The sequence below is a fragment of the Propionivibrio sp. genome (assembly GCF_047602565.1).
In the GTDB taxonomy this organism is placed as follows: Bacteria; Pseudomonadota; Gammaproteobacteria; order Burkholderiales; family Rhodocyclaceae; genus Propionivibrio.
The window spans coordinates 823,495-839,144 of the sequence record NZ_JASGGX010000001.1; the positions used below are offsets into that span (position 1 = coordinate 823,495).

The window sequence follows — 15,650 nt, forward strand, 5'->3', positions numbered from 1 at the left end:
TCGGGGTTTTGCCTGATCGATCCCGCCGGGTACTCCCAATCCTCCCGGCGGGGTCATGGCGGGGCCACCGGCTGCCCGGCGGCCTCGCCAGTTTTTTCCAACCGGCATCACTTGGCGAACAAAAACGGGACCGGCCGTCGCGCCGCATCCCATACGAATGGTTCAACGATGATCAACGCAACACGCATCGCCGGCGCCATCGAGGTGTTCTTCGTCCGCTTCCGGCCCTACCTCGGCTACCTGCACATCGTTTTCTTCCTCTATTTCATGGTGCTGCTCTTCCTGCCGCTGGCGACCGACGCGGCGGTGCTGGGCGACACGCCGCTCTCCAATTTCGCGCTGTTCTCCAATTACGTGATGTGGGGCCTGTGGTTCCCGCTGGTGCTGCTTTCCGTGCTGTTCACCGGCCGCAGCTGGTGCGGCCTGATGTGCCCGATGGGCGCCGCGTCCGAATGGGCGAGCAAGTCCGGCCTCAAGAAATCCATCCCCTGGTGGCTGCGCTCGGAATGGACGCCGCACGTCAGCTTCCTGATCATCACCGTGCTCGGCCAGACCATCGGCGTGCGCGAGCACCGCGAGGGCATGGCCATCGTCTTCGGCGGCACGCTGGCCTGCGCCATCCTCTTCGGCTTCCTCTACGGCAACGCCGAGGCGCACCACGGCAAGCGCGCGTGGTGCCGGCATACCTGCCCGATCGGCCTGCTGCTCGGCCTGTTTTCGCGCATGGGCATCGTGCAGTTCACGCCCAAGCGCAAGGTGATCAACATCGCCCGCTACACCGAGCGCGGCGTCTGCCCGACGATGATCAACATCAACCGCAAGGACGAGTCGCGCCACTGCATCGAATGCTTCAAGTGCGTCTATCCGGGCAAGCCGACCGCCGGCCTCAAGGTCGAACTCAGGAAGCCGGGCATCGAGATCGAGACGATCCGCGAACACAACCCGAACATCATGGAGGTGATGTTCTTCTTCATTGGTATCGGCACGGCGCTCGGCGGCTTCCTGTGGCTGTTCCTCGAACAGTACCAGGCGTTCCGCCAGATCATCGGCGAGTGGGCCTTGAATCAGGGCTGGCTGTGGATCGGCAATCCGGCGCCGGGCTGGCTGGTCAGCGCGCACCCGGAGCTCGGCGAGACCTTCAACTGGCTCGATTTCTTCTGCATCTCGGCGTACATGATCCTGTGGGCGTTCGGCACCTGCGTGGTGCTCTCGCTGACCACCCTCGCCTCGGCCTTCCTGGCCGGCGAAGCCAAGGCCGGCGGCACGCTGTACTCGCGCTTCCTCGAACTCGGCTACCAGTACGCGCCGGTGTGCCTCGTCTCGCTGGTCATCGGCCTCGGCGCCAAGCTGTTCCCGCCGTTCGACGTGTTCGGCCCGCAGGCGCCGGACATCGCCAAGGAAGTGCTCTTCTCGCTCGGCTTCGTGTGGAGCGTGTGGCTCGGCTGGCGCCTGCTCGCCGGGCAGGGCCTGCCGCCGGCGGAGCGCGTGCTGCCGTTGATTCCCGGCGTGCTCGGCAGCGTGCTGGCGGGCATCTCGTGGTGGGTCGCCATCTTCGGCCCGATCGTCATCGAATAACCGCTCGTCTGGAGAACGTCCGTGCTTTCCCGTCTGACCCGTCCCCTCTTCCTCCTGCTTTGCTCCCCGCTCCTGGCGCTGCCGGCCGGCGCCGCGGAATTCAAGCTGTCCAACAAGGCCGGCGAACGCATCGTGCGCGAATCGATGACCGTCGAGGGCGGCTACATGCAGCCGATCATCCTGGAGAGCGGGCGCGAGAACCGCCCCCGCGAACAGTCGGACGCCTATTTCGTCGCGCACCTCAAGGCGGCCTCGTCCAACCCGTACGGCTTTTCCAAGTTCGCCTGGATTCCCTTCCTCAAGGTTTCCTACACGCTGGAAAAACTCGATTCCGGCTGGAAGCTGGAAGGGCCGCTGAGCGCGGCGATCGGCAAGTTCGGCCCGCACTACGGCGCCAACGTCAAGCTCGACGGCGTCGGCAAGTACCGCTACACGGTGCATGTGGCGCCGCCGGACACGGGCCTCGACCGGCTGGTCGACACCGAGAACGGCGTCACCTGGTGGAAGCCGTTCGCCGTGAGCTGGGACTTCACCTATCTCGGCCTCGGCAAGAAAGGCGTGATCGGCGCCACCGGCGGCTACTGAGCCCGGACCGCCGATGCCGCTTCGCGCCGTTTCCCGCCATCCGCCCCGCGCCGCGGCGCCGGCAGGCTTCACCCTGATCGAGCTGCTCGTCGTGTGCGGCATCCTCGCGGCGCTGGCCTTTACCGCCTGGAGCGGCTACGCCGGCGTGCAGGAGAGCGCCGAGGACGACATCGCCATGGCCGACCTGCGCCGCGTCACCCATGCCGTGCGCCGCTTCAAGGCCGACACCGGCTACTACCCCGGACAGGGGCCGTTCTTTCTTGCGGCGAGCGCCATCACCGAGGCCGCGTGCACGTCAAGCGACGGCATCCTGCGCGCCTGGGCCGCGCCGGACCTCGACGCCGACCGCGACGCCTGGTTCGCCTCGCCGGCCAATCTGGCATTGCTGTTCGACGCGCCGCTGCTGTGCGGCAAACACCCGCTCGCCTATCTCAAGACCTGGAACCCGGAAACCGGGCGCGGCTGGCACGGCCCGTACCTCGACCGCACGCTGCGCCTGTGGGTCGACCACGGCACGGACCTCAACGCCAGCACCGTGGTGGCGGGCGCGCCGGACGGTACCGGCACGCTGCTCGCCGGCGCCAAGATCCGCGACGTTCCCGCCTACGGCACCGGCCCGCGCTACCGCGCCGCCGGCCCGTCCGGCGCGGCGTGCTCCAGCCAGGCGGCGACCACCGGCACCTGCATGCTGGGCTGGCGCACCGTGGCGCGCGAGGAAACCGGCTACGACGCCGACGAGCACGAACTGCCGCGGCATGCCCGCCCCTTCCTGCTGTTCGGCCTCGCCAACGACGACCATCCGCGCGCCGTCTATCTCGGCAAGGACGGCGTTTACGGCGGCCGCAACCTGGCCGATCCCTGCCGCCCGAACCTCGCCGCCAGCGGCGGCGCCGACGACCGCGTGCTGTGCCTGGCCGGCGACGGCTGATTTTTCCCGATGCGAATTGAAAGTTCCCGATGAAACATCCGATGCATTCACTCCCGGCCCGCACCCTCCGTCCGAGCCGCTGGCTCGCCGCCCTGCTGGGGTCGCTGCTGCTGCTCCACGGCGCCGGCGGCCTCGCCCAGCCGAAGGCAGCCGCGCCGGCGGCGGTCGAGGCGGCCGAGGCGCCGGCCGATCCGGCGGCCGCCTACAAGGACGTTGACCTGAAAAAGCTGGTCGCCAACGCGCGCACCGAGATTCCCGGCCAGCGCGTGATCTTCGCCCCCACCGCCGTGCGTTTCCGCGCCGTGCTGGCGGCCATGCCGGCGCCGCAGAAGACGGACTATCTCAAGAAGGCGCTCGGCATGATGGGCATCGAGAACATCGGCAACGTCAGCCAGCGCATCGGCATCGACTACGGCGGCGACAAGGCACTGGCCGCCTACATCGAAGACTCGGCGGCCGCGCGCCTGGGCAAGGAGGCCAAGGCCGGGCAGCCGCTGCAGTTCTACGCCTACCACGTCTACAACCACGCGCGCGGACCGGCGCTCGTCGTCACCTCGTTCGCCCAGTAGCCGCGCCCGTCCATGACCGCCCCCGCCGCACGCCGCATGCCACGCAGCGCTGGCTTCACGCTCATCGAACTGCTGGTCGTGATCGCCATCCTGTTGACGGTGACGCTGCTCGCCTTCGACGTGTTGACCGACGACCGCGCGCAACTGCGCTACGACGACACGCGCGCGCGGCTGGCGGCCCTGGAACGCGCCATCCTCGGCCGCCTCGGCCCGGCCGATCCGGCGGCGGTCGGCGGTTTCGTGGCGGACAACGGGCGATTGCCGGAGAACGTCGCCGAACTGCTGTCGGCGGGTAGTTTGAAGACGCAGGCGGCGCAGACGCCGCTCTTCGACCCGCAGCCGGACACATCGAGCTGCGCCAACAACGGCGGCGAGACCACCCTGACCGATCCCTCGGCGCTGCTCGTCAAGGGACATCGCGGCAGCTACCTCGGCGGACTCGCCTTCAACGGACGGTTGCGGGACGGCTGGGGCAACGAGAACGGCGATGCGCTTCTGGATGCCGCCAACTTCGGATGGAGCTTCGACAACACCAGCGTCTCGCAGCAACTGCTCCTGACCAGCCTGGGCGCCGACAACGCGGCCGGCGGCGACGACTATGCGGCAGACGTGGCGTCAACGATCAGGCCGCTCGACTGGCAAGTGCCGATCGGCGGGTGGACGGTACGGGTCGTCAACAGATCGGGCGCCGACATTGCCGCCAGCGGCTATCTGTCGGCGAGCCTGCTGGTCTTCGTCAACAATTCCTCGGGCGGCTACTGGCGGCAGTTTTCATCGAACACCACGGCGGGCTGTCTCGACGGCACTGGCGACGGACTGGTAAACGGGGAGCCTTGCCCACCGGGTCTCGATCTCGTGTTCCCGATCTCGCAGTGCGGCCTGAGCGGCATTCCGCAGGGCCGCCATCTTCTGGCGCTGGTCAGGCGGACGACCAACGCCGGCACGAGCAGCGGCGACACGGTCCATACATGGACCGACACGACGTCGTCGCCGTCGGCCACCCGTCCGGTCGTTGCCCAGATCACCGCCGTCGCCGGCATGGCGCTGCCGGCAGCCCGCCTGGAAATCCGATGAAGCTGCCGCGCCTGTCCTTCTCCCTGCGCCGCACGCCATCGGCATCCGGCGGCACGCCCGGCCCGGCGGCGGCAAGCACCGCGCCGGACACCGGTGCGGCGCGGCGGCCGTTTCCGTTCCTGCGCCAGCCCGGCAAGCTCGCCGGCCTGTTCCGCCCCGGCGGCGGAGGCGGCGCCTGGCTGCTGCTGGCCTGGGACATCGCCGGGCTGCGCGCGGCCGTGGTCCGGGGCGACCGGCAGCGCTGCGCGATCCTGGCGCGGGCGCAATCGCGCGAGGCGCATTTCGCCACGGCGCTGGCCGACGTGGCCGAACAGTTGCGCGGCCCGCTGCTGGCCGGCGGCCACAAGCTGCCGCGCCGCGCGGCGCTGGCCGCCCGCCACCTGCGCCCGGCGGCGGTCGACCTGCCGGTCAATCCCGACAAGCCGCGCCCCGACGCGCAGATGCGCGAGCTGCTGCGCGGCGACCTGGAACCGGTGCTCGCCGAATTCGGCGGGTTGTGGACGATGGGCGCGCTGCTCTTCGCGCGCGGCCACCTCGGCGCCGCCGACCGCGACCGCGTGGCGCTCGAACAGACGCTGCGCCGCGAGGACCGGCGCACGCCGCTGCGCTACGGCGAAACGGCGCTGGAACTGGCGCTGATCGACCGGGCCGCGCTGAACGAGTGCCTGGAGCTGCAGGAATCGCTGCACTACGTTGACGGCGAGCTGATGAGCGCCTGGAAGGGGCGCCTGGACAACGGCGAAAAGCACTGGCTGGCCGGCGCGCTGGCCGGACGCCTGTACCGCCAGTGGAGCGACGCGCTGGCCGGACGCGGCCTGCGCCTCGACACGGTGCTGCCGCTGGCCTGGCTGTGCAGCGAAGGCGAGGCGGGCGGCGAACGCGGCGGCGGTGAGGGGGAGGACATCCAGCGGCTGACCCTCGAACTGCATGCCGAGGAAGTCGTGGCCGTGCGCCGCCGGCACGGCCGGATCGTCGCCGCCCGCAGCGAGGGGCGCATGGAGCGGCCGCTGCAGTCGGACTGGCTGCAGCGCCTGATCGAGGACTGGAGCAGCGAAGCGCGCGCCGAAATCGAGCTCGTCTGCCTCGACGGCACCGATGAAACCGCCGCGCGGCGCGCCGCCGACGACCTCGAACTGACCGGCGGCCACCCGGTCCGCGTCGTCGGCGCGGACGCCGCCTGGGACGCGCTGTGGCCGGCGCTGCTGCGCGAGGCCGCCACGGAAGCGCCGGAACACCGCCTGCCGCGCCTGGCGCTGCGCGAGCTGCGCGGCAAGCCGTGGAAGAACCCGGACATCCTGCGCGCCGGCGCGCTCCTGGCCGTGCTGCTGGCGCTGGCCGCCACCGAGGGCGTCCAGCGCTACCGGCTGCACGGCCTGCAGCAGACGCTGGCGGAAAAGGCGAAAAAGGAAAGCGAGGAGCAGAAGCTGGCGCAGCTCACGCTCAAGGCCAACGCCGAAGTGCAGCAGGTGGCGCGCGACCTCGAAACGATGCGCGCCACGCTCGAACCGCTGGTCAACGAACGGACGCGGCTCGAAGCGATCGCCGCCATGCGCCAGTACCTACCGGACCTGATGCTGACGCTGGGCCAGGCCATCGGCAACGACGCCGTGCTCGAAAAGGTCGGCAACAGCCGCGTCGGCAACGACGCCACGGCGATCCGCGTCGAGGCCTGGAGCCCGACGTACACCGGCGCGCAGGACTTCGTGAACCGCGTCGCGGAACAGACGCGCGCGCTGGCCTACGGTGTGGCGCAGACCGAAATCCGGGAGGAAAAGGGGCGCACCGGCAAGAGCGGCTACCGCGTCGGCTTCTGGCTGGTACAGGAACCCGACGAACTCGAACAGCCGCCGGCCGCCGCGCCTGCGGGCAGCGCCGCGCCCGGCCCCGCGGCGCCGGGAAAGGAACAGCCATGAACGGCGCCAACGGCGGGCGCGACGGCCGGACGTCGATGGCGCCCGGCGCCCTGTGGAAGACCTGGACGGCGAAAAAGCCCGGCGAGAAGAACCTGCACGTGGCGATCGCCGCCGTCGTCCTCGCCGCGCTCTACCTAGCGGCGGTCTTCCCGCTCACGCACAAGGAGATCGACCGCATCGCCTACAACACGGAAAAGGCGCGCGCCCGGGAGAAGAGCGCCGGCAAGCAGAAAAGCGCGCCGCCGCCCCCGCCGCACGCCTTCGGCGGCAAGAACCTGCGCGACGCGGAAAAGGAGCGCGACGCGCTGCGCCGGAAGCTCGACGAGACGCGCGCCGCCGTCGCCGCGCTGAAGAACGCCTTCGTCCCGCTCGACGACACGCTGGCGATGAACGCGCTGAAGACCGGCCTCACCGCGCTGGCCGAGGCCGGCGACATGGAAGTGCTGGGCATCGAGCACATCTACGCGCGGCCCGAGGACAAGGACCGCGCCCCGACGCCGCAGCTGATCCAGGAAGCGGCGCGCAGCAACCCCTTCCAGCGGCCCCTGCTGGTGATGCGCGCGCGGGCCAGCTACCGCGGCCTGATGCAGTTCCTGTTCGGCCTGTCCGAGCTGCCCTACGTGGCGGCGCCGGTGTGGAGCGACATCAGCGTCGGCATCGAGCGCAACCCGCAGACCAAGATGCCGGTCCGGCAGTGGCTCGACGTCACCATCCGCTTCGCCGTGTAGGAAACGACATGCGCAATCCGACCTCATCCGCGCCCGCCCAGCACCTCGCCGCGCTGGCGCGCTTCGACGAATTCCTCGCGCGCGTCGTCCGCGCCCGCGCCTCCGACCTGCACCTGTCCTGCAACCGCGTCCCGGCCTGGCGGCTGCACGGGCGCATCGAGGCGTTCAGCGAGCACCCCTGGCACAGCGGCGAGATGCTGGAACTGCTCGACGGCCTGCTCGCGCCGGGGCAGCGCGCCGACTACACGCAGCGCGGCACGGTCGACCTGGGCTACACCGCGCCGGGCGGCGAGCGCTTCCGCATCAACGTCTTCCGCACGCTCGGCCAGCCGGCGCTGGTGGCCCGCCACCTGCCCTCGCGCTTCCACTCCTTCGCCGAGCTGCGCCTGCCCGAGACGCTGCAGGAACTGGCGCATCTCCCCTCCGGGCTGGTGCTGGTGACCGGCATCACCGGCAGCGGCAAGAGCACCACGCTGGCGACGATCATCAACGAGATCAACGCCACCACGCCGGCGCACATCCTGACCATCGAGGACCCGGTCGAGTTCGTGCACGCGCCGAACCAGGCGGTGGTCACGCACCGCGAGCTGCACACCGACGTGGCCGATTTCGCCGGCGCGGTGAAATCGGCGCTGCGCGAGGACCCGGACGTGATCCTGGTCGGCGAGCTGCGCGACACGGAGACCATGCGCGCCGCGCTGACCGCCGCCGAGACCGGCCATCTGGTGTTCTCCACGCTGCACACGGCGGACGCCACCGGCGCGGTCGAGCGGCTGGTCGGCGCCTTTCCCGGCGAAGAGCAGGCCGTGGCCCGCCACCGCCTGTCGCTGGTGCTGAAGGCCGTCGTCGCCCAGCAGCTGCTGCCGTCCGCCGACGGCGACGGGCGCATCGCCGTCGTGGAAATCCTGCGCGTCACGCCGGCGGTCGCCAACCTGATCGCCTCGGGGCGTACGGCGCAGATCTACTCGGCGATCGAATCCGGCCGCGAGGCCGGCATGCAGACCTTCGACCAGGCGCTCGCCGCGATGGCCCGCGAGCGCCTGCTCGACGCCGACGAGGCAAGGCGCCTGACGCGCGACGGCAACAATTTCGATCGCCTGCTGCGCCAGCCGAAGTTCCTCCCCCGCAACGACCGGAGCGAAAACGCATGAGCCGTGAACGAGCCTCGGGACGCGCAGTTTCCTCTCCCTCCCCTTCAAGGGGAGGGCCGGGGTGGGGATGGGGTCGGGCTCCGGCCGCCGTGGATTCACCCCATCCCCCTCCCGGTCTCCCCCTTGAAGGGGGAGGAGCGCGCTTGCCGCAGGTGGCAACGGGGGTTTCGGCATGATCCAGAACGAAGCCGCCCTGATCAACGCCGGCCTGCAGATCGGCCTGTACGACCGCGAGACGGTCAACCGCCTGCGCGGGCATGCGCGCGTTTCGCGGCAGCCGCTGCTCGACACGCTCTCGCGCGAGCTGGGCCTGCCGCGCACGGCCTTCTACCTGGCGCTGGCCGAGGCGCACGCGCTGCCCTACGCCCGGCTCGACCGGTGGACCGTGGACGCCGCGCTGGTCGGCCGCCTGCCGCCGTCGCTCTTGAAGCGGCACCTGATGGCGCCGGTGCGCGACGAGGCCAGGGCGCTGCATCTGGCGGTCAACGACCCGAGCGACCAGGTCGGCATTGAGACGGCGCGGCGCATCCTCGGCGCCGACACGCCGCTGGCCATCGCCGAGCCGGACGCGCTCTCGCCGCTGGTGGCGCAGTACGTCGCCGCCGAGGCGCGCGACGCCGGCGCCGAGGACCCGGTGGCGCTGTTCGACCGGCTGGTGCGCGACGCGCTGCTGCGCCGCGCTTCCGACCTGCACGTGGAAAGCGTCAAGGACGGCGTGCGCGTGCGCCTGCGCGTCGACGGCCGCCTGCAGCCCTGCGGCGGCCTGCTGCCCAAGGCGCTCGGCGACGGGCTGATCTCGCGCGTCAAGGTGCTTTCCGGCATGGACATCGCCGAATCGCGCGCGCCGCAGGACGGCGGCCTGAACTACGCGCTCGGCGACGGCATCGAGCCGGTCGAGATGCGCGTGGCGTCGATCCCCGCCAAGTTCGGCGAGCGCCTGACCCTGCGCGTGATGAAGAGCGATCCCGGCCGCCAGACGCTCGATTCGCTCGGCATGCCGCCGGCGATGGTGGCGCGCCTGCGCGAGGCGCTGGCGCATCCGCACGGCATCGTGCTGGTCACCGGGCCGACCGGCAGCGGCAAGAGCACCACGCTGTACAGCGCGCTGCGCGAGCTCGACGCGGGCAGCCTGAACATTCTCACCGCCGAGGACCCGGTCGAGCAGATCGTGCCCGGCGTCACCCAGGTGCAGGTGAGCGGCAAGGTCGGCTTCGCCGGCGCGCTGCGCAGCTTCCTGCGCCACGACCCGGACGTCATCCTGGTCGGCGAGATCCGCGACCTGGACACCGCCGACGTGGCGCTCAAGGCGGCGACCACCGGCCACATGGTGCTCTCCACCCTGCACACCAACAGCTCGGCGAGCGCCATCACCCGGCTGGCCGACATCGGCTGCGAACGCTTCCTGATCGGCGCCACGCTGCACGGCGTGATCGCCCAGCGCCTGGTGCGCATGCTGTGCACGCACTGCCGCGCGCCGCGCCCGGCGACGCCCGGCGAGCGGGAACTGCTCGGGCTGGACGGCGCGGACGAAGACGTCCAAGTGCATGAGCCGCGCGGCTGCGCGCGCTGCCTGGGCACCGGCTATCGCGGCCGCATCGGCCTGTTCGAGGCGCTGTGGGTCGACCCGGCGCTGACCGAGCGCATCGCCGCCGGCGCCAACGAGCACGAGCTGACGCAGGCCGCGCGCGACTACTGGCGGCTGGCCGAGGACGCGCGCGCCAAGGTGCTGGCCGGCCAGACCAGCCTCGACGAGGCGCGTCCCTACCTGCGGCTGCTGGCCCAGAAGAAGGCCTAGCCGCGACATGGAACGCAAAAACATCCCCGCGTCCGTCATTCCGGCGCAAGCCGGAATCCAGTGGGGCACCTCCGGATTCCGGGTCAAGCCCGGAATGACGGCTTTCCTTACCCTCTTCAACGCAAGCGGCGGCTAGGCCATGGCGACCTGGTACTACCTGGCGATCGGCCCGGACGGCCGCGAACTGCGCGGCAGCGCCGACGCGCCCGACGAGACGCAGGCGCGCCGCCAGATCCTGGCGCAGGGGCTGCGCCTGCTGGAGATCGGCACGGAAGTGACCAGGTCGCGCGGCGACTTCTTCCGCTCGCTCGGCTACGCCTTCCGCCTCGGCCTGTCGGTGCGCACCGGCGACCTGCAGATGTTCTACCGCCAGATGCAACTGATGCTGCGCGCCGGACACACCCTGCTCGAAGCGCTGGAAGCCTGCTCGCACCTGGCGCGGCGGCCGCGCCTGTCGCGCGCGCTGGACCGCTGCGCCGAGCGCATCAGCGCCGGCAGCAGCTTCTCGGCGGCGCTCGCGCGGGAAGCGGAGATTTTCCCGCGCATCGCCGTCAAGCTGGCCGAAGCGGGCGAGGCGAGCGGCGAGCTCGACGCCGTCTTCGAGCGCCTGGCGCTGCTCGCCGAACGCCGCGCCGACGTGCGCCGGCAGGTGCTCACCGCGCTCACCTACCCGAGCGTCGTGCTGCTGGCCGCCATCGGCGTGATCACCTTCCTGGTGACCAAGGTGATTCCGCGCTTCGCCACCTTCCTGCAGTCGCGCGGCAAATCCATCCCGTGGGCGGCCAGGACCATGATGGGCATCGCCGACTGGCTGTCCGCCTGGGGCGGCCCGCTGGCGCTCGCCATGCTGGTCGCCGTCGCGGCGCTGGTGCTGGCCCGGCGCCTGCCGCGCCTGCGCCTCGCCAGCGACCACGTCTTCCTGCGCCTGCCGGTCGTCGGCGGCACGCTGATGGCCGCGTCGATGGCGCAGATTTCCTGGACCTTCGGCCTGCTGCTGAAAAGCCGCCTGACCGTGCTCGACGCGCTCAACTCGGTCGGCCAGATCACGCCCAACGCGGCGCTGGCGAGCGCCTTCGTGCGCGCCTCGGACGGCGTGCTCGAAGGCAAGACGCTGGCCGTCGCCCTCGAACGCCGGCCGATCCCGGTCCTGCTGCGGCACATGGCCGCGATCGGCGAGCGCAGCGGGGAAATGGAGACCGTCTTCGAGGCGCTCGGCACGCACTACCAGAAGGACCTCGACGCCCGCGTGAAATTCCTCTCGGCCATGATCGAACCGATGCTCACCCTGCTCATCGGCGGCGTGGTCGGCTTCGTCTACTACGCCTTCTTCCAGGCCGTGCTGGCCGTGTCGACGGGGGGAGGCTGAGCGCATGGCATTTTCCAAGGCTGCCCGTAAATGACCCGACCCAGCTTTCTCCCCCGCACGGCGCTGGCCTGCCTGCTCGCCGTCACCGCCGGACTGGCGCAGGCGGCGAAACCGCCGCATCCGGCCGCGGCGGCGGCGCGCGAGCGGCAGGCGGACATCCCGGCGCCGAGGCACGAACAGCCCGACACGATCGGCCGCCTGGCCGCCGAAGCCGGCCGCCGCGTCGGGGTGCCGGCGGCCAACGCCGGTGCGGCGGCGGCGCGTCCCTCGCGCCAGGTCGACCTGATGGTCGATCCGTTCGAGGTCTCCCCCCAGCTGCGCGAAGGCCGCAGCGGCTCGCGCTTCACCGGCCTGCCGGGCGCCAGCGTGCTCGAACTGCAGCGGCGCGTGCGGGTGCGCGCCGTGCTGCGCACGCCGCAGGGCACGCTGGCCCAGCTGCTGATCAACAACAAGGACGTCGTCACCCTCATGGACAAGGAACTGATCGACCTCGGCGACCTCGGCACCTACCAGGCCGAAATCCTGGCCGGCGCGGTCTCCCTGGCGAACCCGAGCCAGCCGCAGGGCAAGAAGGTGGTGCTGCGATGACGCTGCGCCGCTGCCTGCAACTCACCGGCCGCCTGCTGCTGCTCGCCCTGGTGCTCGCCTGGGCCGCCTCGGCCCTGGCCGCGCCGGCCGCGCGCGCGGGCCGCGCCGCGCCGCCGGCGGACCAGCCGCCCGGCGACATCATGCTCACCCAGGTGCGCCTCGACGAGGCCGTGCGCCTGCTGGCGCAGGTCGGCAAGGCCAACATCGTGGTCACCGGCAAGGTCTCCGAGCGGATCGTCTCGCTCTACCTGCGCAATTCGAGCGTGGACGACATGATCCGCAACCTGTGCCGCGCCGCCGGCGTGTGGTACCGCTACGACGGCGCCTCGAAGACCTACATCATCATGAGCGGCGACGAGTACCAGAAGGACCTCGCCATCGTGCGCGACGAGCAGACGCGGGTATTCACGCTCAAGCACCACAACGTGGTGTCCACGGCCAATGCGGTCAAGGCGCTGTTCGGCAGCCGCGTGCAGCTCAACACGCCGGTCGAGGAAATGCCGCCGACCTCGCTCGGCAGCGGCACGCGCACCAGCACCGGCGGCAGCCGCAGCGGTTCCGGCAGCTCGTCGTCCGGCAGCGGCAACCGCAGCTCCGGCAGCGGCACGGCGAGCGGCGGGCTGGGCACGCTGGCCGACACGGCGGCGTTCTCCGGCGGGTCCGCCGCGACGCGCGGCGGCGCCACGGCAGGCGGCACCTCGGTCACCGCCTACGACCCGGCCGCCGACCTCGCCCGGCTGGGCATGGACCGCCTGCAAAACCAGCTGCGCGAGGGCGCCAGCGGCGAGCAGACGGTCAGCATCACCGAGATCCAGGAACTCGCCGCGCGCCAGGGGCCGCCGATCTACGTCACCTACAACAGGCTGAACAACCTGCTGCTGGTGCGCACCGGCGACGAAGCGGCCCTCAAGCAGATCGGCCTGTTGGTCGCCGACATGGACAAGCCGCCGCGCCAGGTGCTGCTGGAGATGAAAATCCTGGAAGTGACGCTCGACGACGGTTTCCGCTCGGTGTTCGACATCGGCGCGTCGAGCAAGGGCACGACCAGCGGCCCGCACGCCACCGGCGCGCTGGAAAGCACCAGCAGCAGCTACGCCAGGAACGCCGTATCGAGCGGCCTGTTCGACGCCGAGGAGGACGCCACCTTCGTCTGGCAGGTGATGAGCAGCCGCCTCTCGCTGCGCTTCCAACTGCTGGCCGAGCAGAACAAGCTCAAGGTGCTCTCCTCGCCGATGCTGGTCGCCGCCAACAACCAGCCGGCGCGGCTGTTCATCGGCGACGAGCGGGTGCTGACGGTCGGCGCCTCCTCGCAAAGCGTCACGGGCACGACCGGCGCGACCAACACCACGATCACCGTGGAAACCGAGAAGCGCGACGTCGGGCAGACGCTGTCGATCCTGCCACGCATCAACGGCGACCGCTCGGTCAGCCTGACCATCGACCAGGACAGCTCGACGGTCAAGCTCGGCGACGCCACCATCCCGATCTCCACCGCCGACGGCGACATCATCTATTTCCCGATCGACACGGTGAACACCGCCGCGCTGCAGGTCACCGCGCACGCGCAGGACGGCATGACCGTGGCCATCGGCGGCATGATCCGCGACAGCACGCAGTACGACAACCAGAAGGTCCCGGTCCTCGGCGACATTCCGGTGCTCGGCACGCTGTTCAAGCGCGACGTGCGCGCCGCCGGCCGCAGCCAGATCGTCCTGCTGATCACCCCGCGCGTGCTGGAGAACCCGCAGGAAGCGGAGGCGCTGGCGCGCGAGAAGACGAAGAACTACGAGGCGCTGACCGACACCTTCCCGAACCAGCCGATCGTGCCGACGCTGGCCGATTTCACGGACGACCGCGTTGCCCCGGCGGCTGCGGCCGCGCCGCCGGCAGCGTCCGCGCGGACGCCCGCGCCGAAGGGCGAGGACGCCGCCTTCGCCGCGCTGGCGCGCGCGGCCGCGACGGCCGTGCGCCAGGCCGATCCGACGGCGGCGGCGCCCGACGGCCTGCGGCCGCTGCCGCTCGCCGACCGCCGGCCGCTGGCGCTGGCCAACGGCATGCAGGCGCGCCTCGCCGGCAGCTGGACGCGCGACGGCCTGTACGTGACCGCGCTGCAGGTGATCAACACCGCGCCGCTGCCGGACGGCGTGGCGCCGACGCTGATCCGCGGCCGCTGGGCGGCGCTGGTGCTGGAAAGGACGCGCCTCGACGGCGCCGGCGGCGACAACTCCTGGACCTGGGCCTACGCGGTGTCGCGGCAGCCCTTCGAGCAGGCGGTGGAGCGGCCATGAGGCGCCATCGGCACGCCCTCCTCGCCGGACTGCTGTGCGCGGCGCGGGCGCTCGCGGCGGCCGACCCGCTGGCCGGCGCGACGCTCACCGTGTTCGAGCCGGGCGCGGTCCGGCAGGTCGGCCTGGGCGCCGGGGACGCGCCGACCATGACCGTCTATACCGACGCCGGCCCGCGCGAGGTAGCGCTGACGGCGGTCGCGCCCGCCGGCGGCGGACGCGCGGAGGGCGGCTACTTCCGCCTGTCCTCGGGTTACCGCCACGATAAGACGAGCTACAACATCGCCTCCGACGCGAGCGGCAGGGCCACGCCGAACGTTCTTTCGGAACTGGCCTGGGAGATGCCGAACGCCGAGCTGCGCCTCGACGCCGGCTGGACGCATGCGTCCGGCTTCACCCTGCGCGGCCACGCGGCGTACGCCCGCACCCTCGGCGGCGAGGTCCAGGACTCGGACTACCTGCTCGACGGCCGGCAGGCCGAGTTCTCGCGCTCGTATTCCGATCCGCGGGGCAGCACCGCGCACGACGTCTCGCTCGGCACCGGCTGGCGCTTCCCGCTGGCCGCCGGCCACGACCTGACCCCGATGATCGGGCTGGCGCGCTACAAGGGCAGCTACCGCATGCGCGACGGCAAGCAGGTCGTCGCCGACTACGGCTTCGGCATGCCGCTCGGCGGTTTCGCCGGGCTCGACGCCAAATACGAACCCGAATGGCGCAGCGGCTGGATCGGAGTGGAGAGCGAGTCGCGCCCGAACGAGCGGCTGACCGTGCGCGCCGGCCTGAAGCACCACTGGTTCTCGTACGAGGCCACGGCCAACTGGAATCTGCGCGAGGACTTCGCCCACCCCGTCAGCTTCCGCCATCTCGGCCACGGCACCGGCTGGGAAGCGGACTTCGGCGCCGACTGGTCGCCGTGGCCGCGCCACAGCGTCTCCATCGGCCTTTCCGGCCGCACGCTGCGCCTGCGGGACGGCCGCGACATCACCTACTTCGCCGACGGCAGCAGCGGCGAAATCCAGCTGAACGGCGTCGACAACGACAGCTGGGCGCTGCGCCTCGGCTACCGCTTCGACTACTGATTCATCACACCGCC

General features: G+C 71.2%; 13 protein-coding genes. All 13 read left to right on the forward strand.

Going from position 1 to position 15,650, the window contains the following annotated elements:
- The first annotated feature begins 168 nt into the window (after positions 1-168).
- The gene (locus QM701_RS03770) at positions 169-1,575 is read left to right on the forward strand and encodes a 4Fe-4S binding protein (protein ID WP_415165756.1); all 1,407 of its coding nucleotides are present in this window, start codon (positions 169-171) and stop codon (positions 1,573-1,575) included.
- A gap of 21 nt (positions 1,576-1,596) precedes the next feature.
- Positions 1,597-2,160 carry an iron transporter gene (locus QM701_RS03775; RefSeq protein ID WP_415165757.1) on the forward strand — a complete coding sequence of 188 codons (564 nt, stop codon included), beginning with the start codon at positions 1,597-1,599 and terminating at the stop codon, positions 2,158-2,160.
- A gap of 13 nt (positions 2,161-2,173) precedes the next feature.
- Positions 2,174-3,088, forward strand: coding sequence for a type IV pilin protein (locus QM701_RS03780; RefSeq protein WP_415165758.1), 915 nt, complete (start codon positions 2,174-2,176; stop codon positions 3,086-3,088).
- Between the two features lie 41 nt (positions 3,089-3,129).
- Positions 3,130-3,657, forward strand: a complete 528-nt coding sequence (locus QM701_RS03785; protein WP_415165759.1) for a hypothetical protein — start codon at positions 3,130-3,132, stop codon at positions 3,655-3,657.
- 36 nt (positions 3,658-3,693) lie between these two features.
- Complete coding sequence (locus QM701_RS03790) at positions 3,694-4,731, forward strand: type II secretion system protein (RefSeq protein WP_415165760.1); 1,038 nt, start codon at positions 3,694-3,696, stop codon at positions 4,729-4,731.
- The gene (locus QM701_RS03795) at positions 4,728-6,644 is read left to right on the forward strand and encodes a hypothetical protein (RefSeq protein WP_415165761.1); all 1,917 of its coding nucleotides are present in this window, start codon (positions 4,728-4,730) and stop codon (positions 6,642-6,644) included. Before QM701_RS03790 ends, QM701_RS03795 begins: the two co-directional genes overlap by 4 nt.
- Positions 6,641-7,372, forward strand: a complete 732-nt coding sequence (locus QM701_RS03800) for a hypothetical protein (protein WP_415165762.1) — start codon at positions 6,641-6,643, stop codon at positions 7,370-7,372. The genes QM701_RS03795 and QM701_RS03800 overlap by 4 nt, the downstream gene beginning before the upstream one ends.
- Before the next feature lie 8 nt (positions 7,373-7,380).
- Positions 7,381-8,523, forward strand: a complete 1,143-nt coding sequence (locus tag QM701_RS03805; RefSeq protein ID WP_415165763.1) for a type IV pilus twitching motility protein PilT — start codon at positions 7,381-7,383, stop codon at positions 8,521-8,523.
- 172 nt (positions 8,524-8,695) lie between these two features.
- Entirely contained in the window at positions 8,696-10,318 is a 1,623-nt protein-coding gene (locus QM701_RS03810; RefSeq protein WP_415165764.1) for a GspE/PulE family protein, read from the forward strand.
- 139 nt (positions 10,319-10,457) lie between these two features.
- Positions 10,458-11,684, forward strand: a complete 1,227-nt coding sequence (locus QM701_RS03815) for a type II secretion system F family protein (protein ID WP_415165765.1) — start codon at positions 10,458-10,460, stop codon at positions 11,682-11,684.
- A 30-nt stretch (positions 11,685-11,714) separates the two neighbouring features.
- Complete coding sequence (locus tag QM701_RS03820; protein WP_415165766.1) at positions 11,715-12,272, forward strand: hypothetical protein; 558 nt, start codon at positions 11,715-11,717, stop codon at positions 12,270-12,272.
- Positions 12,269-14,560 (forward strand): hypothetical protein, encoded by a 2,292-nt coding sequence (locus tag QM701_RS03825; protein WP_415165767.1) that lies wholly within the window; start codon positions 12,269-12,271, stop codon positions 14,558-14,560. Before QM701_RS03820 ends, QM701_RS03825 begins: the two co-directional genes overlap by 4 nt.
- Positions 14,557-15,636 (forward strand): hypothetical protein, encoded by a 1,080-nt coding sequence (locus QM701_RS03830; protein ID WP_415165768.1) that lies wholly within the window; start codon positions 14,557-14,559, stop codon positions 15,634-15,636. The genes QM701_RS03825 and QM701_RS03830 overlap by 4 nt, the downstream gene beginning before the upstream one ends.
- Positions 15,637-15,650 lie beyond the last annotated feature (14 nt).

Bases quoted from the DNA above. Each gene is read 5' to 3' on its own strand.
- QM701_RS03800 (WP_415165762.1), top strand. From the start codon at position 6,641: ATGAACGGCGCCAACGGCGGGCGCGACGGCCGGACGTCGATGGCGCCC.
- QM701_RS03830 (WP_415165768.1), top strand. From the start codon at position 14,557: ATGAGGCGCCATCGGCACGCCCTCCTCGCCGGACTGCTGTGCGCGGCG.
- QM701_RS03785 (WP_415165759.1), top strand. From the start codon at position 3,130: ATGCATTCACTCCCGGCCCGCACCCTCCGTCCGAGCCGCTGGCTCGCC.
- QM701_RS03810 (WP_415165764.1), top strand. From the start codon at position 8,696: ATGATCCAGAACGAAGCCGCCCTGATCAACGCCGGCCTGCAGATCGGC.
- QM701_RS03815 (WP_415165765.1), top strand. From the start codon at position 10,458: ATGGCGACCTGGTACTACCTGGCGATCGGCCCGGACGGCCGCGAACTG.
- QM701_RS03820 (WP_415165766.1), top strand. From the start codon at position 11,715: ATGACCCGACCCAGCTTTCTCCCCCGCACGGCGCTGGCCTGCCTGCTC.
- QM701_RS03795 (WP_415165761.1), top strand. From the start codon at position 4,728: ATGAAGCTGCCGCGCCTGTCCTTCTCCCTGCGCCGCACGCCATCGGCA.
- QM701_RS03790 (WP_415165760.1), top strand. From the start codon at position 3,694: ATGCCACGCAGCGCTGGCTTCACGCTCATCGAACTGCTGGTCGTGATC.
- QM701_RS03780 (WP_415165758.1), top strand. From the start codon at position 2,174: ATGCCGCTTCGCGCCGTTTCCCGCCATCCGCCCCGCGCCGCGGCGCCG.
- QM701_RS03770 (WP_415165756.1), top strand. From the start codon at position 169: ATGATCAACGCAACACGCATCGCCGGCGCCATCGAGGTGTTCTTCGTC.
- QM701_RS03825 (WP_415165767.1), top strand. From the start codon at position 12,269: ATGACGCTGCGCCGCTGCCTGCAACTCACCGGCCGCCTGCTGCTGCTC.
- QM701_RS03805 (WP_415165763.1), top strand. From the start codon at position 7,381: ATGCGCAATCCGACCTCATCCGCGCCCGCCCAGCACCTCGCCGCGCTG.